The 22,230-nt window shown below is 31.4% G+C and carries 18 protein-coding genes; 2 read left to right on the top strand and 16 right to left on the bottom strand.

From position 1 onward, the window contains the following. Positions 1-161: 161 nt before the first annotated feature. From NLG42_RS09260 to NLG42_RS09240, 5 genes are all read right to left on the bottom strand, one after another. The gene (locus NLG42_RS09260; RefSeq protein ID WP_257683565.1) at positions 162-2,630 is read right to left on the bottom strand and encodes a DEAD/DEAH box helicase; all 2,469 of its coding nucleotides are present in this window, start codon (positions 2,628-2,630) and stop codon (positions 162-164) included. Next, a complete protein-coding gene (locus tag NLG42_RS09255) occupies positions 2,627-4,459 on the bottom strand; it encodes a site-specific DNA-methyltransferase (RefSeq protein ID WP_257683564.1) in 1,833 nt (610 codons plus the stop codon). The genes NLG42_RS09260 and NLG42_RS09255 overlap by 4 nt, the downstream gene beginning before the upstream one ends. Then, positions 4,459-4,686, bottom strand: a complete 228-nt coding sequence (locus tag NLG42_RS09250; RefSeq protein ID WP_257683563.1) for a helix-turn-helix transcriptional regulator — start codon at positions 4,684-4,686, stop codon at positions 4,459-4,461. The genes NLG42_RS09255 and NLG42_RS09250 overlap by 1 nt, the downstream gene beginning before the upstream one ends. 283 nt (positions 4,687-4,969) lie before the next feature. Further along, entirely contained in the window at positions 4,970-5,575 is a 606-nt protein-coding gene (locus NLG42_RS09245) for a hypothetical protein (RefSeq protein WP_257683562.1), read from the bottom strand. 199 nt (positions 5,576-5,774) lie between these two features. Next, the gene (locus tag NLG42_RS09240) at positions 5,775-6,818 is read right to left on the bottom strand and encodes a tyrosine-type recombinase/integrase (RefSeq protein WP_035685141.1); all 1,044 of its coding nucleotides are present in this window, start codon (positions 6,816-6,818) and stop codon (positions 5,775-5,777) included. Positions 6,819-7,208: 390 nt separating this feature from the next. On the opposite strand from NLG42_RS09240, the gene NLG42_RS09235 reads away from it, so the two are divergent. Further along, the gene (locus NLG42_RS09235; RefSeq protein WP_035685144.1) at positions 7,209-7,673 is read left to right on the top strand and encodes a JAB domain-containing protein; all 465 of its coding nucleotides are present in this window, start codon (positions 7,209-7,211) and stop codon (positions 7,671-7,673) included. Between the two features lie 511 nt (positions 7,674-8,184). On the opposite strand, the gene NLG42_RS09230 is transcribed toward NLG42_RS09235, so the two are convergent. Genes NLG42_RS09230 through NLG42_RS09200 form a run of 7 tightly spaced genes read right to left on the bottom strand, consistent with a single transcriptional unit; the run spans position 8,185 to position 16,780 of the window. Continuing rightward, complete coding sequence (locus NLG42_RS09230) at positions 8,185-9,216, bottom strand: hypothetical protein (RefSeq protein ID WP_257683561.1); 1,032 nt, start codon at positions 9,214-9,216, stop codon at positions 8,185-8,187. A gap of 38 nt (positions 9,217-9,254) precedes the next feature. Further along, complete coding sequence (locus NLG42_RS09225) at positions 9,255-10,214, bottom strand: hypothetical protein (protein WP_257683560.1); 960 nt, start codon at positions 10,212-10,214, stop codon at positions 9,255-9,257. Positions 10,215-10,221: 7 nt separating this feature from the next. After that, on the bottom strand, positions 10,222-11,172 hold the full coding sequence (locus NLG42_RS09220; protein ID WP_257683559.1) for a hypothetical protein: 951 nt from the start codon (positions 11,170-11,172) through the stop codon (positions 10,222-10,224). Between the two features lie 4 nt (positions 11,173-11,176). After that, positions 11,177-12,139 (bottom strand): hypothetical protein, encoded by a 963-nt coding sequence (locus tag NLG42_RS09215; protein ID WP_257683558.1) that lies wholly within the window; start codon positions 12,137-12,139, stop codon positions 11,177-11,179. Positions 12,140-12,143: 4 nt separating this feature from the next. Next, a complete protein-coding gene (locus NLG42_RS09210) occupies positions 12,144-15,155 on the bottom strand; it encodes a hypothetical protein (RefSeq protein ID WP_257683557.1) in 3,012 nt (1,003 codons plus the stop codon). 14 nt (positions 15,156-15,169) lie between these two features. After that, complete coding sequence (locus tag NLG42_RS09205; RefSeq protein ID WP_257683556.1) at positions 15,170-15,664, bottom strand: DUF4280 domain-containing protein; 495 nt, start codon at positions 15,662-15,664, stop codon at positions 15,170-15,172. A gap of 21 nt (positions 15,665-15,685) precedes the next feature. Next, entirely contained in the window at positions 15,686-16,780 is a 1,095-nt protein-coding gene (locus NLG42_RS09200) for a hypothetical protein (RefSeq protein ID WP_257683555.1), read from the bottom strand. 706 nt (positions 16,781-17,486) lie between these two features. On the opposite strand from NLG42_RS09200, the gene NLG42_RS09195 reads away from it, so the two are divergent. Next, on the top strand, positions 17,487-18,581 hold the full coding sequence (locus NLG42_RS09195; protein ID WP_089056931.1) for a Ppx/GppA phosphatase family protein: 1,095 nt from the start codon (positions 17,487-17,489) through the stop codon (positions 18,579-18,581). A gap of 249 nt (positions 18,582-18,830) precedes the next feature. On the opposite strand, the gene NLG42_RS09190 is transcribed toward NLG42_RS09195, so the two are convergent. The 4 genes from NLG42_RS09190 to NLG42_RS09175 form a co-directional block, all read right to left on the bottom strand. Then, complete coding sequence (locus NLG42_RS09190; RefSeq protein ID WP_257683554.1) at positions 18,831-19,385, bottom strand: hypothetical protein; 555 nt, start codon at positions 19,383-19,385, stop codon at positions 18,831-18,833. A 552-nt stretch (positions 19,386-19,937) separates the two neighbouring features. Continuing rightward, the gene (locus NLG42_RS09185) at positions 19,938-20,381 is read right to left on the bottom strand and encodes a hypothetical protein (protein WP_257683553.1); all 444 of its coding nucleotides are present in this window, start codon (positions 20,379-20,381) and stop codon (positions 19,938-19,940) included. Positions 20,382-20,627: 246 nt separating this feature from the next. Continuing rightward, positions 20,628-21,062 carry a hypothetical protein gene (locus NLG42_RS09180; RefSeq protein WP_257683552.1) on the bottom strand — a complete coding sequence of 145 codons (435 nt, stop codon included), beginning with the start codon at positions 21,060-21,062 and terminating at the stop codon, positions 20,628-20,630. Positions 21,063-21,440: 378 nt separating this feature from the next. Beyond that, the gene (locus NLG42_RS09175) at positions 21,441-22,103 is read right to left on the bottom strand and encodes a hypothetical protein (RefSeq protein WP_257683551.1); all 663 of its coding nucleotides are present in this window, start codon (positions 22,101-22,103) and stop codon (positions 21,441-21,443) included. Positions 22,104-22,230: the final 127 nt, after the last annotated feature.

Genomic DNA, 22,230 nt, shown 5'->3' with positions numbered 1-22,230 from the left:
CGTGTAGGTGCTGTTGTGCGTTCGGTGTTCTTCTTTCGTCTTGATTTTCATTCGTTTGCACGTATTTTTGTCAGCGTTGGAAAAGACATACTCTTTTGCAATTTTTGGCTTTCGCTTGGGCTGGTGCGAATTGCAAATGTGTATGGCTTTTAGCGTTGGCATTAGTCAAACAGTTCATTAAATGGTTTCCAATTTTCTGTCAATTTCCCTGGTGTATAATCGTAGTCGAATTTCACTCTGTATTCCGCTTGTGGTTCTTCAACTCCGTTTACTGTCGGTTCTAACAAATACTTTTCATTATTGAAATAATACCATTGGTTATTCTCCAATACTACAAGACCGCCAACATATTTTCCACCGCTTTCATTTAATTCTTTCAGTTTGTTGGCAAGTCCTTCAGCACGTCCTTCTGGATTTTGAGCTGTCTGTCCGCTTTTGGTGTCAAATATTCCAATTCTACCGTCTTTGAATTTCAAAATCCAATCAGGGTAGAAAAGTGCTTCTTCTTTTTTCGCTGTGTTGTAATATTTCAAGCTATAAAACTCTTTTCCTGAATCTCCATTTTTAAACCACCAATCTAACTTGTCATTTTTCTGTTCAAGATAGTTTAAGAATTTGAGTTCGTTCTCACGTCCTTTGTATTCTTTTTTCAAGTAGAAAGGTTGGATTGCACTTAATGCAGAAGTTCCTTCTTGTGCAGTAAGTTCTGCATAATCTTCTGTAAAAGTGTATTCTTCTTTTATCTCAAAAAGTGGTGCTTCTCGTTTTTCTATTTCCTTTTTCCGCTTTTCAAGATATTCCTTTTTTACAGGATAATAGTCTTTCAAAGTTTTAGTTAAGGCTTGTCTGAAAATACTTGATTGCTCCTTGTTTAAATCATTGATTAGAATACGGTAGTACAAATTGCTGTCTTGGTCAAATATGCTTTTAAACCAAACTCTGAATGCCGATTTTAAAGGCGACCAAGAACGAGAAACGTTTGAAACTTTTGCTTCTGTTTCTGTTTGTTCTGAAAGAAGTTGAAAGCAATACCAATTGAATAATTTCTCAACATCATTTCTTGAAATTTCGTAATCTTCTTCGTGTCCTTTTTTGGCAAAGTCTAAATTGAGCTTATCATAGTCTGTAAACTCTGCATCAACAATCAATTTATTGGTTAATTTTGGGTTTATATCAATGCCTTTTGCTTGAATTTTTTCTCGCATAATGGCTGGGTGGTCTTGCTCATCAAAACCAAAATAATTGTCAAATGATTTTAAGAAACCCATTTGAAATTTTACTGCGTGACCTAAATCGCCATAATCTACACGAGAAACAAAGTCTGAATATAAACCTTCAATATTTTCTAAATCTTCCTTGCGTTTTGAAGTATAGATAAATGGTTTGTTTTTAGTTCCTTGGTCTGGGATTTCTACATCATTACGCTTGTAGTTGGTGTATAAATATCCTGTTCTTAAATTCGGATTGTTTTTGTAATCGTCTTTACGATTTGGTTCTGCCATTCGTAATATTCTACCAATTGTTTGAACATAAAAGGAAGCAGAATTAATCTCTCTGAACATCACCAAAATATGTGCTCTCGGACAATCCCATCCTGTTCCTGCGGCTTGTTTGAAAAGCATAAAACCCACATCACTTTCATTATGCGTAATGAAGTCCATATTTTTTTGCTTGCCGTCAAACCATAAAGCAACATTTCGGTCTATGTTGATTTTCTTTTTTTGAAGGTAATCTAAAACTATTTCCTCTTTGGTTTTTTGTCCTGCTTCTTTCAAACGACTATCGTCATTTGGCAATTGGATTAAAATCAATGGATTTATGTCTTTGCCTAATTTTTTGTATTCTGCTTTGAGTTCCTGTTGACGTTCAATTGCCAAATCTAAAAGCAACTCGTCTAAATCTTTGTTTGGATATTTTGCTAAATCTTCTTCGGTTTGAACTGCGATTTTTTCTTTGATTAATCCTTCTTCAACTACTTCTTCACGTTTTACGCTTACATACCCTGCAAGTCCTTCATCTTCTTCATCTCTATTAGGTATGTATTTTGGTGTTGCGGAAACATTGAGAATTACTTTTGGATATATAATATCAATAACATCCTGCGCTAAATTCGTATCACGGTTTTTGTGACTTTCGTCTATGATTAAAACAAATTCTCTACCTTCTTTATGTGTGTTTTCTATCAAGTCCTCAAAATAGTAACCTTGCTCTTTTAGAAATTCTTCTTCGTCTGGTCGTCTTAATAATCTGCTTTCTTTTTTAGAAGCGACCAACTTTTGCCAATTGATAAAAAGAATATCATTTTTATAGAGTTTACCTTGTTTAAAATCGTTTACCGTAAGCAAACCATTTTCAAGATTGGTATCAAAATACTCGTGAAATTTATCTTTGCTTTGCATTGCCAAATCTTCCGAAAACGTAATCCAAATAAAGGCTTTATCATAATCCCAAGTTGGCATACCGTTTAGGCTATGCACAAAATTGGCAACCATAAATGTTTTTCCACTTCCTGTTGGTGATTTGAACGCTAAAAGTCTTTGCGGTTCTGCGTTGCCCCACAATTTCGTGAAAGTGGAAACCAATTTATCTATGGCTTTCTGCTGAAAGTTTAAGGGATTAAATCTGCTCATACTGTAACTATGTTGTAAATCTTTTTGTAAATCTCTAAAATAGGCTGTGGAATAGTTTTAATGGTAATGTGTTCCAAATGGTCGAACAATGCCTCAAACTCACTTTTGTTGCCCCAACTAAAAAGATACAAATTGATTGGTTTTTCTATGTTTTCAACTTTTTCTAAAAAAGTCTCCATTTCTGTCATTTCTTCTTTGAAATATATTGCTGTTACTTTTTTATCGTTTTCAAAGAGTTGAAAGCAATTGCTTAATTCTATTTCTTCTAATGTGCTTTCTGCAATGGCAAGCAAATAGCCTGCTTTGTGAGCCAATAAAGATTTATCTTCATCAGTGGCTGAAAGAATGCTATTTGAACCAACAAAATCGGTTTTGTAGAACTTTAACGAGTTTCCAAGAGCTTCTATTTTGTTTTTCTTTAAATCGGTATATCCCTCAATTACTCTCTTGATTCTTGGATATGTAACCTCTGAACAAATATTACCTTCATCATTTGTGCAAATAATATTTTGGATAGTATGCCCCTGTTTATTCAGTTCTAAACAAGCGTGCAGTGTTGTACCTGAACCTGCAAAGAAGTCCAAAACAATTGATTTTTTGTCTGTTGATAATTGAATTAAATCAATGATTAAATCAATTGGTTTCGGATTTTTAAAAGCTTTGTAACCTAAAATATTCTTTAATTGTGCTGTTCCATTACCACTTGAATATTCTGGTTTGTAAAAGAGCGATTTTGGTTTTTTTGTTGGTAGTTCGTTTAAATCAGGTCGTTGTTTTTTGTATAACGAAATGCCATTTTTAGTACGACTTATTATTACATCAGTTTTTAGTCTCCTTCTATTTTTTTCTGAAAATCCCCAACGCCATCTACCATATTCACTTCCTGAAAATGGTAAAACTGTTTCAAATCCCTCTTGTTCGTATTTGGCTATTACCTTTTTTAAAAAATCATCATCAAATGTTTTAGTTTCTTTATCGTACAGTTTTGAATGTTCCTGTTCAGTTAAAATAAAGGCTTCTTCATTTTTTATGAAAATTGGATAAAACATTTCTGCTCTATCTTCTCTTTTATCTTCTTCACCTGTCGCTCTCATTGGTGCACCTTTTTTAAAGTGTCCAATATCATCTTCATCCCATTTTTCTAATTCAGAATCATCTAAATCAAATTGATTGAATTTGCATTTTGAAATATCCTTTGCAAAAATAACTGTGTATTCGTGAGTACCTGCAAATGCAAATTCGTCTTGATTACCCTTTAAATTCATTATCGTAGGCAAAACCGCTACTTGATTATAACTTCCAAATACTTTTGCACAAAGCAAGACAAGATTAGCTACTTCATTGTCGTCAATACTTATAACTATTTTTCCTGTGTCTTTGAGTAGGTCTTTTGCTAAATCCAATCTTTTGTACATAAAAGAAAGCCAATAGCTGTGACGTAATGGTGAGTCTTTTGGTACAGTAGTTCCATCAGGAAATTTGTCGATTATCCTTTTGTCTTTATATGTGAATCCGTCCTTTCCTGTGTTGTAAGGTGGGTCAATATAGATTAGGTCAATTTTGCCTTTGTGTGTGTAGTTTAAGCAAGTAAGAGAATGATAATTGTCGCCTTCAATTAAAATGTGGGTTGGCTTTCCATCCTCATTTTTTATGGTTTTTTCTTTTACTTCTGTCAAAATAGGAAGTTGGTTTTCGCTTTCTTCCTCAAATGCTTCTGGCACGTCCAACCAAGTAATTCCGTATTTCTCGGTTTTAATTCGGTTGTTGGCAACTTCCAATTTCTTTTTTAGTGCCTCTATTTCAGCAAGTAGTTCCTTTTCTGTCGCCATTATATATTCTCTTTGTTAGATATTATCAATTCTTTCACGTCAATGTGAAGTAGTTCGCTAATTTGAATTAAGGTTTCTAAAGACGGTTGCACTTCATTCGTGCACCATCTTGAAACAGTCGTTTCGTTTTTGTCGAGTTTTTCGGCAAGCCATTTATTGGTCTTACCTTGTTCTACCAAAACAACTTTCAGTCTGTTAATTGCTTTTTTATTCATATTAATTAGCATCAGGTGCAAATATATAAACTTTTGACGTAATGTCGTTTTTTTTCAGCGGTGGGTAAGGGCAAGCTCTTTTGGTTTTTTGAGCGTTGGCTATATGTGTTGGCAAAAACCAAATGTGCTTGACCGAGCGTTGGCTTTTTACACTGACGCACAACGTTCTCGCGCTACAAGCAGTTTGGGATTAAGGAAGCGTTATCTTTCGGATTTGCCAAATCTTCCAAATACAAACCAATTTTCCCATTGTGCCAAATGCCCAAATTGCTTGTAGCGTGTGTTAGCAGAGGTTTTATTCACGGAATTTATATTTGTAATTGTCTTTTAAAATTTTTTGTTCAGTTTCGGTTATTCTCATAAAAGCAATATTTTGACCGTATCCATATCTGCTTTCGCCAAGACATTCAACTATTCTAGTATTTTTTGCTTTTGTTTTTTCTTGACAAATTTCAAATACTTTTGAGTCTAACCAATCTTCAGAATATTTGGGATTGAACTTTATAATTTCATCATCTAGTTTAAATTCAATTGTAATTGGTCCGGAAGGACTTTGCCATTTTTCAGTAATGTTTTGAGGTTTGAATGAGCCATTTGATAGATTTGAAAACATTTCAATTACGTTTGTATATACATTGTTTTCAGCACAAACATCAGCTTCTAAATCTAAATAAATCATTTTTCGCTCATCTAGACAAGCTAAATCAAATTCGTCCAATTCCATTCCTGGGTCGTATTTTTTTTCAAATATTTTGGAATACTTCTCAATTCTATTCAAATGTAATTTTTCAAATACTTCTTCATCATTAAGCTTTTTTAAATCTTCAAAGAATCCACATTTTCTCAAAATTGAAATATCCTTAAGAACATTTTCTTTAGAAATCTTTTTTTTAGGAATCATATTTTGATTTTTTCTCGGATTGTCACAAGATATAAAAACTATTAAAAACAATATTGTATACTTCATTTCTACGGGTTTCTTTCAAAATCTCTGCTAACTTGTATATATGTCTGACTACGTCCGACTTATCTACCCCAAATTGGGTCGCTATGTCTGACAATTGTCAGTATTATTTCTTTTCAAAAATAGGATTTTTATTTCATAAATCATCAAACGGACTTTTTATTTGTTGAATACTTTTCGTACTAACATGGGTGTAAATTTCGGTGGTCTTACTGCTTTGATGGCCTAATAGTTCTTGAATATACCTTAAATCAGTTCCGCTTTCAAGTAAATGTGTAGCGAAACTATGGCGCAACCAATGTAAAGTTACAGGTTTTGTTATGCCAATTTTTTTGAGTGCTTGTTTTAATACACTTTGCAAACTTTTTTCTGAATAGGGCTCACCAGGATTTGCACCTTCAAACAAATAGGTTGTGGGTTTAAATAAGACATAGTATTCCCGAAGCATTTCTAAAATTTTAGGAGATAAAGGTGTAATTCTGTCTTTTTTCCCTTTGGAGTTTTTAAGCAATACAATATTTCTTTTAGAATCGATATGAACAGGTCTAAGCGCTAATAATTCACCACAGCGCAAGCCACAACTGTATATCAGCGAAAGCATCATTTTGTGTTTGATGTTACTATGGGCATTCAAAATCAATTTGACTTCCTCTTTGCTCAAAACATTAGGTAGGGTTTTGGCATTTTTGGGACGATGAATTTTATCCACTATCATCTTGGTTTCTCGAATGGTTTGAAAAAACAATTTAATAGCATTAACGATTTGGTTTTGGTAAGAAGCCGAAAGATTATTCTTTAAGATATACTCGTTATTATATACAATCACATCTTCGTTCGTAATTTCGGCAACCGCTTTCTCCCGGTAGAAAACCAAAAAAGATTTCAGGGCTTCGCTGTAAGTCGTAACAGTGTTTTCGCTGTAACGTTTGGAACGCAGTATTTGTTTGAATTTTTCGATTTGCTCAATGCCGTCTTCTGATGGTAAGGAATAAGAGGGAGGTGCCAAATGAAATCGCTCTCTATTTTCAACCGTATCAGGAAGGTGCCAAACTCCCAAAGTTTGACTCCAGCGAGAACCTGTTAGCTTTTTTATTCGAACTATTAATTCGGCATTTTTTTCAAAATACACTGCAATTCTTTTTTCTTTTTTATGAGTAATAATTTTGGCTTCCCATCTCATACTTATGCAATTTAACTACTAAAATAATAAATTAAGATCAATCTCAAAATGAGTATAAAGACAAAAGAAGAGTAATAAAATAAGCTGAATTTTGATAGATCGTGCAATTATCAATTCCCTTCAAAGTTTTATATTTTAATCATCGAAGAGTTTAATTTTTCTTCACTCATAGTATAGTGATCTTTCACTATTAAAATTAGGTAATCAAACGGCTCTTTATTCTTCTTAATCTTATTTAATTTCGTCACAAAGTTCGGGAATCACCTGCGGGCGCTAGCAAAAAATTCCCCCATAAATGCAGGAAAAAATTCCTGCTTTATTGCGTTGCTTTTTGCGCTTGCTGAGCGATTCCCAGCGAATGTTCCATAATTAATATAAAATATAGAAACTATGGAAACTTTAAATCAAAACTGGCAGACTGTATCTGAAATTGAACTGATCTACAAAACAAAAGTAAAAAACTCTGAAAGACCACAAATCAAATCTTCAAAAGATGCATATATACTAATGCTTTCAGCTTGGGATTATAATAAAATAGAATTCTTCGAGCAGTTCAAAGTATTGCTTTTGAATCACGCTCATAAAGCACTTGGTATTTACGAAATTTCTTCTGGAGGAATTGCAGGAACTGTTGTAGATCTTAGATTAATATTCTCAGCAGCTCTTAAGGCAAATGCCACATCTTTGATGATGATCCACAATCATCCTTCAGGAAACCTAACAGCCTCTGAAGCCGATAAACAGATAACTCGAAAAGTAAAAGAAGCAGGAAGGCTCCTTGACATCACCTTACTGGATTCATTAATTATAACTTCCGAATCCTACTACTCCTTTGCTGATGAAGGCGCTTTATAAGCGCCTTTTTAACTATTTTTATCTATAAAAGATATCCAAAAAAGTTAAAGATTATCCTATGTATATTTTTAAGATGCAAGTGCAATAATTATATAGTAATCTTCAATAAAATGGTTAGATAATTGAATGCTTCCCGCTACTAAGAAAAACACCACTTGAAAAAGATGGTGTTTTTTTTTATTCAAAATTTTAACAGCTAGTCAAGCTCATATCCGCCGCGGCGGACACAGGTTCGAGCCTTCGCCGCGGCGAACTACTAAGTAAAGCTTCAGAGAAATCTGGAGCTTTTTTGTTGTTAACACTAGAATTTGATTTAGATTGCGGGTGCGAAGTCAGAGACATTCACACAGCCTTTCGTAAGAACTCTTCGAGGAGCGAGGCAAAAGCTTCAGAGAAATCTAAAGCTTTTTTTGGTTTTATCTGATTCTGATTCTCTTTGCGTGCCCAGATTACAAATCTGCGCTATCGTTGTCTAAATATCGGAGCGATCTGGATATATAATAATACGTAATCATTTATTTTCAATTATAATGTTTTGAGATATTAAATGATTGAAATTCAAAATTTTATTTACTTTTTCGACAGGAATAATCTTGCCATTTTCATATAAATATATGTCAGAGTAAATAAACACATGAGATTTATCTATTTTATAATATTTTAGACAAAATAAGGAGTTTGCAACTGCTTTCTCAGTGTTAAAATCATAACTAATCTGATATCCAACAATATAATTGTTTTCTTTTTTTAGAATAACATTATTTGTATTTTCATTTACATAGTCCTCAATATCAAAATTTGCTTGATCAGTAGAAACCCAAACTGTGAGCTGACTTAATCCGTAATCATTTTCTGGGTCTATAAAATCATAAATTTTAGAATAATCCTTAAAAGTTCCAATTTTTATAGCATCAAACACCTGGTTTTTTATATCGCCAGATTCTTTTAATTTAGTGTATTGAGGAATTTTCAATACAATGTTTTGTCCTTTGTCATTTTGTATTGTATCTTTTTTAAGTGGGAGTTTTACGATTTCATTTAATTTTATCTGAGATTTTAAAACTAAATCACTTTTTAAAGTATTTATTTTTTGTTTTACTTCTTCTGCATAGGCAAGCTCCTCCTTGATATCATTTTCAAATTTCTCTTTTGAAATCTGACTAAATTCAATAATAGTGTTTTTTGAATTTGAAAAGGTTGCCTCATCTTTAAACTTTATTTTGAATGTTTGACCACTAAAAACAAAATCATACATGTTAAGCAAATTGCGAGTTTTTATTTTTATTTGTTCCAGACTTTTAAAATCTTTGAGATTTACATTAAATTTTTCAGGTAATTCAAAATAGAGATTGTCATTTTTTTTTATAAAATGAAAGTTATTATCAAGTATTTCTTGCATATAGTAACCTGTCAAACCTTTAAATTCTTCTTTATCTTCTCTATAAATATTGGTTATTTCCCAATATGTTTCTTTATTTTGTGAATTACAGCTTATAATTGTGAGCGTAAGAAATATTGTTAATATTAATTGTTTGAATTTCATTTTAAATTTTTTATGGATATAAATGCTTCTCTCATATTCTAACGTATTACTTCTAGTTTAGCTCCTTCCTTAGGTCGATAGAAATATTGAGGATAAAAATCATAGGAATCACCTACGTCACTACGGATTATAGATTCACATCTAAATGGACCATCATTTACAAGTATTGTAACTAATTTACCATTAGCCATTAGTTTCATTTTACCACTAAGTACTTCAATACCTTTAGATTCATTTAGAGCGTCTTGTAATTCACTTTCCCATGTTGCTGTTTTCTCTTTTGTGTTAAAATAATATGCCTGGGCTAATTCTATTGATCTTTTTACTTGTTCTCTTGCTATGCCTTCAATATCTTTATTACGATATAAACCAGCAATTTCGTTTAGTCTTTCCTTAACTTCCTTTTCTAATTTCCCTGGGTCTTCTTCACTTAAATCAACACCTTTACTCCATCCTTCAAGTTCATAAGGTACCGTAGCTGTGAATTCTCTTCCAAGTTCTATAAAAGGGATATCGTGATCTAATTTTGATAATTCGAATTTTAATACTTCTTTGAAATTTGCCCAATCGTTTAATTCTCTTCTAAAATCACTATAAACAATCTTCATTTTTAGTTTTACATCTTTAGATACAAATTTCTCGAAATTATTATTTTTATCTAATAAGGGATAAATTTTAATCCTAATAGTTTGCAATCCAGATTTTAGTATGTATTCAGGGATGTCAATATGCTGTTCGCCTGCTGATTTACCACTATCAGGTAAATAAAAAACAAGTATATCATTTATATAAAACTCTATAGGACAATTAAATTTATCGTAACGTATTTGATAAGTTGGATTGTAGTCGTATGACTTTACATTTTTATAATTATTTTTTATTTTATCTCTGTATTCAGTACTCTTATTTTCTAGTTTTTTAGCGTTTTGTGCAAAGCTGTTTTGCAGTATAAGCACTAAACCCAAAAACCACAAAAACTTATAATTTAATTGCATCATACTTATTTTATCTAATAACTTCAAGCTTTGCTCCTTGGCTAGGACGATAGAAGTACTGAGGGTAAAAATCATAATAATCACCAACATCACTTCGAATAATTGATTTATTTTTAAAAAGACCATCGTTTATTAGTATCGTAACAAGTTTGCCATTTGCCATTAATTTCATTTTGCCACTAAGTACTTCAATACCTTTAGATTCATTTAGAGCTTCTTGTATTTCACTTTCCCATGATGCTGAATTTTCTTTGGTGTTAAAATAATATGCCTGATCAAATTCTCTTACTCTGTTATAATGTTCTTTAGCTAAGCCCCCAATATCTTTATTTCGATATAAAACTGCAATTTCTTTTAGTCTTTCATTAACTTCTTTTTCTAGCTCTTCCGGTTTTTCTACACTCAAATCAACTCCTTTACTCCATCCTTCCAATTCATACGGTACTGTAGCTGTAAATTCTCTTTCTAATTCTATAAAAGGAAGATCATTTTTTATTTTAGGTAATTCTGCTTTAAAAACTTGTTTGCACTCATTAGTTTTTTCTCTTTCATAATCTTGATGCGTTATTCTAATTTTTAATTCTGCATCTCGAGAAACAAATTTTTGAAAGTTTTTATTTTTATCTAATAGAGGATAAATTTTTACTCTAACAGTTTGTAAACCACTTTTAAGTATATATTGAGGAACTTGTACAATTTGTTCTCCTGCAGATTTACCAGCTCCCGCTAAATAAACAACTAATACATCATTAATATAAAGTTCCATCGGACAATTATAATTTTCGTAACGCACTTGGTAAACAGGATTATAATCGTATGATTTTACGTTTTTATAATTGTTTTTTATTTTGTCTCTGAATTCGGTACTCATGTTTTCTGGTCTTTTAGCGATTTGTGCGTAGCTGTTTTGCAACAATACGACTACACTTAAAAACCAGAAAACTTTATAATTTAATTTCATTATTTTATCTAATAACTTCTAATTTGGCACCTAGACGAGGACGATAGAAGTAATGAGGAAAAAAATCAGAGTAACCACCTTCTATTTTACTACGAATAGTTGATTCGTTTTTAAAAGGTCCGTCATTGACTAAGATTGTTACTAATTTACCATTAGCCATTATTTTTAACTTACCTTCGAGAACCTCTGTTTTTATTGATTCATTGAGACCTTCTTGTAATTCATTTATTAATTCTTCTGATTTTTCTTTTTTGTTCATGTAAAAAGATTGTTCAATTTCTTTAGATCTATTATATTGTTCTTTAGCTAATCCTTCGATATTTTTATTTTGATACAAGTCTGCAATTTCTTTTATTCTTTCTTTAACTTCCTTTTCTAATTTTTCAGGGTCTTCATCGCCTAGATCAACACCTTTACTCCATCCTTCAAGTTCATAAGGCACAGTGGCTGTAAACTCTCTTTTAAACTCTATAAAGGGAAGATCATGATCTATTTGTGGTAGTTCGAAACTAAGGACTTCTTTGAAATTTTTAGCTCCATTTTTAAGTTCTTTTTCATAATCTCCATAAACTACTCGTAGTTTTAATTTAACATCTTTAGATACAAAATTTCCCATTTTTTTATTTTGATCCATAAGAGGATAAATTTTAAAACGAATGGTTTGGATACCGCTTTTAAGAATATATTGTGGTATCTCAATGTGTTGTTCTCCAGCAGATTTACCACTTCCAGATAAATAAATTACGAATACATCATTTACATAAAGTTCCAATGGACAACTGAATTTTTCATAGCGCAATTGATAAATAGGATTATAATCATATTTTTTTACTTCTTTGTATATGTTTTTTACTTTATTAATATATTCAGTACTCATATTTTCTGGTTTTTTAGTGCTTTGAGCACAGCTGTTTAAAGTTAATAATAGGTTTGCAAATATTGTTACTTTGATAATGTATTTATTCATGATTTTAATTTAAATAAAATTTATTTGATTCTAAAGTTCCGTCTAACATTGTTACCTCTATTTCTATTTTTGATTCTCCTCCTACCATTTCTACTTCTTCAACAGTTCCATCATCTTTAATTCTTTTCTTTATTACTCTGGCTCCTGCAACAGCTTCAAAAGTCAATTTAATACCATCAAAAACTAAACTAGATTGCATCCAGATACCTTTATCATCAATTCCGAGATTGCCTATTATTCCCAAACCGACTTCTCCTTTGGCACCTACACCAAGTTTTGCAGCGGCAGTATATTGACCAGATGTTATTTTTCCTTCAATTGTTATTGATATTTCTACTCCAGTTGTAATATGAACATCACCTTTGGCGGTTACTTTTTTATCGCCTGCTAGCGCGTTTCCAGAGAAATTAATATCGGTACTAATTTGTCCTTTTACCCAAAAATCTACCACTATACCATTTGGGTTGTCACCCAATGCGGCCATAAGTGCTTTTACAGCTGCCAATACAGCATATGCAATAGGATGCTTGCGGCAAAGCAAGTCAAGAATATGCCATTTTATTTCTATTCCTATGAGAGGATCTGCTGCAAAAGCAACAGCATATCCTAATCCAGATCGACCTTCATATTCGGGATATTTTGAACCGTCTACTTTCTCAAATTGCCAGTTTGCCCCAATAGAGAATTTAGGAAAAAGTATTTCTACTTCTTGTGTAGATTTTGTAAGAGCCTCTTGAAGACCTTTTATCTTCGACCTGTTAGATTCTTTTAACAGCTCTTTAATTTTGGCATCCCCATCTGTTTGGTTTTTTGGAGTATCGTACTTACCTTCTAATACTGCCATTGCCCATTTTATTTTTTCGTATAAATCTTTGTACTGCTTTGCCAGTGCAGCAGTATTTTCAATAAAATCGCGGGTTAGTTCTAGTTTGGTATCACCGTAAATCTGTGCTTTTACAGATATTTCTACATCTTTCATGATTTCTACCAAAGTAGAGAGCTTTCCTTTTTGGGGTTTGTTTTTTTCTTTTTCTTTTTTTTCTTCCTGCCTTCTTTTTTCTTCTTTAAGATCTACATCATAACTTTTAGCTGTAACATCAAGGACTTTATCATTTATCCCGTCATTTGTTTTATTTTGTTTTTCTAAACGTTCTAGTTTATCTTTTATTTTCTGTTTATCGGCTTCATTAATGTCAGAGTCTAATTTACTTTTAAGTTTTTCAAAATTGTTACCATCCCATGTATAGCGATCAACAACTTTTTTCTGATCCCAATTTGGTAAAAGCGTTGCTAATTGACCTTGTTTGACATTAAAACCAAAAGCAACACTCCATTTTATATCCGGGTAAATAGCAATATTTATATTCTTCTGAAATGCGCAGGTATTTGCCTGTGCCTTAAACCTCAAAATAGCGTTGCTTTTTGTAAAAGAAGAGCCTAACCAAAAATATTTTGCTATTTTAACGTATCTCGATATGCTGCTTATATCAACATCATAATTAAAAAAAGCATCAAACTGAATCTGTTGCTGGGTTACTGCTATTGTTCCAGTTTCTTGTTTGTGTTCTTTTCCTGTAGTTGTTTTTACTCCTTTTAAATAGGTAATTTTATCGCTCGATGTTGTTTTTGCTTCGATTGATTTTTTTTCTTTGGCGGGATGTTTAGCGTCTGCACCAGGACCAATGTTTAACTGGAAGTTTGGTGGCACACTAATAATAGTAAGCTCTTTATTAGTATGCTTTTCCGGCTTATGTTCGCATTCTTTGGTACGAAAGGCAAAATCTATGAGATGAAGCTCTTTTTTTCCTGCAATCACTTCTATGTCTAGTGTGTTTTTGCCTCGATGGTAGATATTTCCAGAATCAAACACTACAGTATCATCTAGCTTTACTGTATCAAATCGACAAGGCAAAAAATTAGCCACATTTGTTTCTATCGCTCCAACCATTACTGCCTTATTGGTGATTTCGGCAACTACCTGTCTTGCTTGACTTGTACTGCCTACATTCAGGTAATTTCTTGGAAAATCTTTAAAATACTCTCCTGTTTTAAGTGATTTAATTGCCGGAAAAATTTTTAAATTATCGCCATCTGTATCTTTCCATCCTTTTTCAATTAATACCTGTATTTCAATTTTTTGCACATATTTTTCTGACTCTATTGTCTTACCGGGATCGCTCTGTTCTGCTTTTACCAGAACATCGGTTACACCTTTGCCTTCTTCATCAATTTCTTTTATTTTAAGAATATCTACCTGACGTATAAAAAATTTTTTGTCTGCAACTGGGTTAGCAGAATCCGAAATCTCAAGTTCATTATTTGGATCAAAAAGATCTCGATCAATTAGGTGTACTTCTATATCCTGACCGTACATTCCGGTTGTATATACATGCAAAATAACTTCAGACATAAAGCCAACAGTTACATCGTCTAAAGGATTGTAGTCAAAATCTGTCCATTTTGTTCTTACAATTCCTGGAATTCCGTCAGCTTGCACACATAAACCCGTACCAATTTTTGCTGTGGCTTTTTGCCCTTCTGGCCAAACTTCGAGCCAAGCGATACCTCCTCCTTCTAATAGTTTTGGAAATGTCACTTTTTTTTGTCCTGCTAAAATAATTTCCTGTATCCCTTTAGAGAAACTTTCATTGTGTGTTATTTCATCAGGATTTAACTTAAGCCCGGCAAGACGCCACGCCCAGTTAAGGTTTTCATAAGGTTTTAGTTTTGTTTTGTAGTCTTTTTCCTTTTTATGGTATGCTTCCAGGTCACTATTATACTTTCTTACCTTTTCAATATACAACTTCTTTTCAGAATCGGGAAGTGCTTGAAATTCCTTGTCAGATAATTCTTTTATTTTTGCAGGTGTAACAGGTTTGTTCTTTACTAAAATTTCAAGTTCCTTGATTGTTACAAAAAAATCTCGTCCTTCTTTTAGAAGTAAATTATTATTAACAGAATCGTATTTTTCTTTAGCAGTTAATCCTTTTGGTATTACTTTAAATTTATTTGACATTTATAAAGATAGTATTAATTGTTAGGAATGTTCAAAATACCTTTAGAGCTGTTTATATCACCCAGATCTATTCCGGGGAATATCTGAGCGTTTACTTCACTGTCTGTATTTTCTACATTTTTTTCAGAAACCTCTGCAACTTGTCCGTGATCTTTAATTGTGATACAATCAGGACCTCCTATAGGACAAGTGGCTTTACTGTCTTCAAGTAATATTTTACCTTGATTAGATAAAGTCACTTTTTCATAAAAACCACTCCACTTTGTAATCGAAGCTTGACATGGCAGATAATCACCGCTTCCGTTGGGCTGCATTTTACATTTTCCGAAAGTATTTTTTTCTAATGTCTGACCAATTTCTTTGTCCGTTCCAATAAGTTTTTCCTCTCCATCTTTATCATTTGCATAATGTTTAGAATGTGTTTTAACTTTTAACTTGTCGGTTTTGGGTTCAACACTAAATTTACATTCACAAGTTGCACCCTGCACGACAAAATGTTTTTCAGCCATAATAATCTGGATTAAATTATTTTATTTTTTAAACATGTTTAAGAATTTCGCTAAAGAGTTTTTTCTTTCAACCGTTGGAATTTCTTCTACAAACAGGCGTATTTTTTCTTGAGGTTCTTTTAAAGTCGAAACAGGTTTAAAATCTTTCAATCGTTTACTGATATCTATAATATCTTCGTCTCCCATAGTTTGAAAGTTTTTAAATTGCTCCTTAGCTCTTCGTTCTCCAACATCTGAATCCGGTCTGAAATCTTCATCTTCTACCAAATGGAATAATGCTATTTTTTGCACTTTCTTTTTGGTTTCGTTTATTTTGGTTTCGTAAGTGGAAATAATTGAGAATATTGACCTATCCTCGCCATAGAGTTTAAATTGCACTTCCATTTCTGATTCTAAAGTTTTATAGGGCATACCCTGTAATTTTGCCTTTGGATAATTAATCCCCTCTAAAACTTCTTCGATAGACCTTTCATCAATGCTTTTTCCTTTAGCATTAATAATTATCTTGTCTGTAGCAGTGTAATGCTCTTCAATTGTATGATCTACTCTGTAATCAATAGATTGATTTCCTAAAATAGGCGATTTCCATTTGTACGTCTGAGCTGTTTCCAAAGGATAGTCAATATAGATTGGAGAAAAATATAAATGAAAAAACCAATCCTGATTCAGTGACTTTTCAAGTTCCTGCTTGTTCAAGATGAGTTTTTGAACTTTGTTTAATATTTTATAGGCAACCTCGCTATAATAATAAGAACCAAGATGTTCTTTTAAGGAATTCCATCTTTGTACAATTTCATGATGGTTGTCAATCTCATATATTGTACCATCCTCGTCAGGTATAATCTTTATTGGAAAAATTGCTTTTGCGCTTTTGTCCAGCATTTGCTCTACTAATAAATCAGGTTCTTTGTTATTAACATAAACTTGTTTTCGATTTACTTCAAAAATGAAATCATTATAAGCATTGTTAGTTTTGCAGTTAATTTCGACTTCGTAATGTACTTCTTTTATAAGTTTCTCATCTTCAAAATCCTGATATCTATATCCATATTTTCTTGTTTCATGAAAACTGCTGTGTTTCAACTCACGATCATTATAAAAATTTATTTTTTCCAAACTGAATACTATATTAAGAAAAGGCTTGTTATTTTTTTAAAGTAAATGTAAGTTTTTGTTTTCAAAAAAAAAGTATCCAATTTAAAATTTAACAGCAAATTTCGGAAGTAAATAAACTAAGAGATGTAATAAAACTATATAGTCTTGATATTAAAAAACTTACAAATCAATAGCGAAAAAATTGAGTTGAAAATTAATCATACGATATAATTCTTCTTTATTGAATTTGAAAACAAATACTTAGAAACACCTAAACTTACTGCAGGGCAAATAGAAGTAAGAAATAAGTTTAGATTTGATTTTGAATGGATAGATGGTTAATTACTTAGTTTGCATGATTATTTATTCTTAAATCTAAATCTTATTTAAGATTTTCAAATCTTCCAATAAAAGGTTCGAATTCTGCATCGTCAAGGTCTCAAGGAAATTGAAAAATCTACAAATTTAATAATTGGTTGACTTTTGTTTATAAATGTGACCGTTATGGAATTTGAACCTAAAAATTTAATATTGCTTAATATTTATTTTATCTAAATCATCCACGAAGTGGTTCGAGAATTGTCCCGTTAGGGCTACTAAGACAAAGCTTCAGAGAAATCTGAGGCTTTTTTTTTAAACTACAACTTAAACTATTATAAACACATAGACTACCTACAGCCTTTGTTCAATAAAAAATAAATTATATTATAATCGTAATTAAAATCCAATGCTTAAAAAAAACAAACCCCAAGTTCTATTTTTTATTCTTTTAAATTTATTTTTCACTCTCAACTCATTTGCACAAAAAAGTATTTATGCTGGAATTGAAATTGGACGCAGAGCCATTAAAGTTTCTGTTGTTGATGTAAATAATATTAAAAAAGCTGATTATAAAATACTTTCATTCTGGACAGAAAGAATTCCGTTTGCCGATCATATTGGCGCTTCTGGAAAACTTACTCCTGAAGACATAAACAAAACGAGTCTTACTATTGTCGACCAATTAAAAAAAATTAAAGCCGACTATAAAATGCTCGACGAAAATATCTTTATCGTTGCCGCTCCTGTCTTTACATCTGCCAGCAACTTTGATGTTTTAAAAAGCAAAATTACTTCACTTACTAACAAAGAACTTGAAATACTTGATGGTAATGAAGAAGCAAAAACGTTAGTTAAAGGCGCAATACCACCTGTTGATTATGCAAATGCTTTTCTTTTAGATATTGGCGCTCAAACTACTAAAGGCGGTTATATTGACGAACTTAAAGACAATAAATTAGAATTTATTCCTTTAGAACTTGATTTTGGCACCATGACACTTACTGATGCTGTAGAAAAAACAGTAACCAATAAAAGTCAGCTTAATGATATGTCAACCTATCAAGAAAAGTCTTTTGATTTTAATCCAAAATTACGCAAGAAGACTAAAGAGCTGTTTGACGCGAATCCGCTTTTAATGAAAAAAGATAAATTATATTTATCTGGCGGTGCTGTTTGGGCATTTTCAACGTTGTACTATGATGAAAATGTTAAAGACCATTACATTCCTTTAACGCTTCAAGATGTTATTGATTATGACGCTATTCTGAAAAATAACTTTGGAAAATTTACAAACCTTGCCAAAACCAACAAAGAAATGGCGAGAGTTTTAAGCACTTATGACCAGAAATATCTTATCTCAGCAAACAACATATTGGTAACGTGTTTAGAAAGCATTCCAAACTTAGAAACAAAGAAGATATATTTTGTAAAAGAAGGACAGGTAACTTGGCTGATCTCTTACATTGCCGATCGCTCTAAAAAAGTAAATACTAATTTTTAAAGATCACTATTTAATACACATATTGCACAATTGTTATTCGATTTTGCATTTTAAACTCATCAAAGCTTCAGAGAAATCTGGAGCTTTTTTTTGAACAAAAAATGGATACTTGCGTTTTTTTTTAGTTAGAACTCTTCGCGGAGCGAGGATGTTTTCTTTTATATTCTTTGTCGATTCTCTTTGCGCCACACGAAAGGATTTGTGCGGGAGCGGGGTAAAAAAACTAATCTGATACACTACCAATTACCCTCATTTTTCCTTTTTAAATTTTAAAATCTGTTTTTTTTCAAGTACAACTAATGAATCAGTTGTGAGCTTTAAAATTTTCCATTGAAAATTAGAGACATCATCATCATTAAAGAAATCAATTACTTGATCTTTTATTTCATACTCAAAAACCAATTGCTTATTATTAGGATAAAAGTTCATTTTCATTTCTTTACCATTAATGTTCAGTTTAAGAATTAGATCATTTTCCTTTGTAACCCAGTTACCACAAACAGAATTTATATTTGTTTTACCAACAGGACTATCCGCTATTAAATTATTATTTTTGGAGTAAGCAAAAACCGCAATAAAAACAACATAAATCAGGAGAACAATTAGTTTTTGAAAGAGGCTTTTATTTTTTAAGAACCATGTAAGGCAAAAACTTAAAAACACACCTATAATACTAGAAAAAAGACTTCCTAATATTGAAGAAGATTGGAGAACATATTCTTTAAAAAAGAAAAATGTCAATACAAATATAAACACTGCAAATCCAATCGTTGTATAAAATTCTTTATTTAATTTTTGTTTCATTATCTTTCATTTTGCGTTTGTTCTTTTATTTCATCTAGAGTCAGCTCTACAAAGTGTTCATAGCAAGCGTCCCGCAATCCCGAAAGCTCTCGGGAATGACTTTGCGCTACCTCATCTTTCTTCTTAAAAAATGTAAAGTTCTAAAAGTCTCTGACTTTAAAACTAAATTAATACAAATTATAGAGATTTATTTTAATAACAATCGTAAAAAAGTCGGGAGACTTTTATCACCATTATAATTTCTAAGAAATAAAAAAAATGCGCAAAGTCAAAGACATTTGCGCAGCATTTTGTGAGAACTCTTCGCGGAGCTCCGAATAAATTATTACGAGCAATGTATGACCATTATCTACCATAAATGCAGTTTATTTAATATGCATATTATACCTAACAGTATAAAGGCAACACCTCCAGCATAACCCCTAAAATTTACGCTTAATAGTGGATATGAAGATGGTCTTTTTGACATAAAAACAATAATTCCTATTCCAAAAATGATCATAAAAATGCCAATACCAGCATCACATATTACTTCCATTTGCAACTTTTTAATTAGATCTTTTGTTTAATGTTTAAGTTTTCGAATTCTTCGATAATATCATGTATAATCTCCTGCTTCCATCCATCAAAACCTCTTCCTATTCCAGTTATTTTCTTTCCGTTAATGTAAAATCTTAATTCATCAGCTTCACTTCCTCTGGCTCCTATTTCAGGTTTGTATGAGAAACTAAGTTGTTCTTTCTTTACTTTTTCAGAAAAACTATTTATCAAAAATTTTTTGTAACAGAAACAGATTGAATTTTCAAGTACAACGATTTTGTATAAAAAGGGTTTTAAGAAGAAAATCAAAACTTCTAATCCAACAATTATTATAAAAGAAAAGACATAAATTACAAAATCAAAATTTTTAGCAGCAAAATAAAACAAACAATTGAATGCCATCCCAATTAGTAAAAGCTTTATTAATATTGCTGATAAACTTAATTTATAAATCATTAATTATTTTTTTTGTTGTTTGACTCCCGAACTTAATCCTTGAATTAACCTACTCTGCAAAGTGTTCGTCGCAAGCGCTGCGCAAACCCAAAAGCTTTTAGAATTGGCAGCTTTTAATTAGAACTCTTTGCGGAGCTGGGGGATTTTTAGCGTAACTAACACGAATGTTTCCTAAATGATCTTTGTACTGGAATACATACGATAATACACCATCAGTATTTTTAACATATCCTTCAGCGGTTTATTTTATTTTAAAATAGATTTAATATAATTCAAAAAATTCATATCAATCTGATAATTTGATTTATCCACTTCAATTGCAAAGTCATTACCACAAAATTCCTTAATAGTTCCGTTGGAATATGTAATTCTCATCTTAAATCGCACATCTATTTGTGAAACTTTTTTATTATTCTCTTTTGCTTCACTTATATAATTTACTAATTTATTTATAACCTTAAAATCATTTATTACTCTTGTTTTAATACTCTTGTTGAAGTAATTATCAAAATCTTCACAATCTATTCTAATTGGAGTTTCAACATCTAAGTCTTGATAATTTATAACTATTTTATCAATCCTAATATCATCCATTTGACGTTCATTCGTTTTCTTATTATTTTCACATCCAGTTAAACAAAAAAAATGAAATAATAATATCATAATCGTATGTGTTTTCATTTTCAAATTATTTAGATTTTTTTATAACTATTTCTGGCAATACAATTTCTTTAGGCTTTTCTTTCGTGTTCTTATTTGAAGTTGGATCAGCTCTACAAAGTGTTCATAGCAAGCGTCCCGCAATCCCGAAAGCTCTCGGGAATGACTTTGCGCTACCTCATCTTTCTTCTTAAAAAATGTAAAGTTCTAAAAGTCTCTGACTTTAAAACTAAATTAATACAAATTATAGAGATTTATTTATTTTTTAAAAAAAGCAATCGTAAAAAGTCGGGAGACTTTTAGCACCATTATAATTTCTAAGAAATAAAAAAATGCGCAAAGTCAAAGACATTTGCGCAGCATTTTGTGAGAACTCTTTGCGGAGCGGAGATCAACCTTTCAATTTTCTGCCAAAATTGTAATGGTCTGAAATTTATTATCTTTAAGTATTTTATCCAATACTATTCGATCTTTGTTAAAGGAACGAACGATATATGTTTCCTTTTCAGGTTCTCCATCTATATTTAAAAACATTAATATTTGTTTGTTAAAAATAGCTGTTAAATAAAATCCGCTTTTCAAAAACTCTCCTTCTTTGTCATAAAAATCAATTTCTGCATCACTAAATTTCGCATTCATATTTTTAAAACGCCATGTTTTAGAGGTGCTAATACTCTTAAAGGTTGATTTGTCTGAATTTGAAAAATCTCCTTTCGCTAATGCAAAATAATTTCTCACTTCATCATCATTGTGCAAAGTCAATGTACTATCCTCATTAAGTATTATTTTGAAAACTGCTTTTCCATCCAAATACAAATCCTCTTTCAAAATATCAAATTTGTGAAGCGAATCACTGAAACTTAATTTAACTTTATCATTCTCAAAATCTAATATAACAGGCATTAATTTAGCTTTCCAAGAGGATTGAAAGTTATTATCATAGACTAACCATTTCTTTTTAGTTACGCTCATTATTAAATTTTTATCCGTTTGATTTTCATTTTTACAAGAAGCTAAACATACAATTATCAACAAGTAAACTATTTTTTTATGAAATCTCATTTTTAAAATTTTAATTATTCAATAAATACCCCCCGCTCTGCAAAGTGTTCATCGCAAGTGCTGCGCAAATGTCTGCGACTTTGCGCTCCCTCATCTTTCTTCTTAAAAAATGCAAAGCTCTAAAAGT

It is taken from the genome of Flavobacterium plurextorum, assembly GCF_024638035.1.
Lineage (GTDB): Bacteria > Bacteroidota > Bacteroidia > Flavobacteriales > Flavobacteriaceae > Flavobacterium > Flavobacterium plurextorum.
The sequence above is the reverse complement of the archived record's forward strand: the minus strand, read 5'-3'. Positions and strand labels throughout refer to the sequence as shown.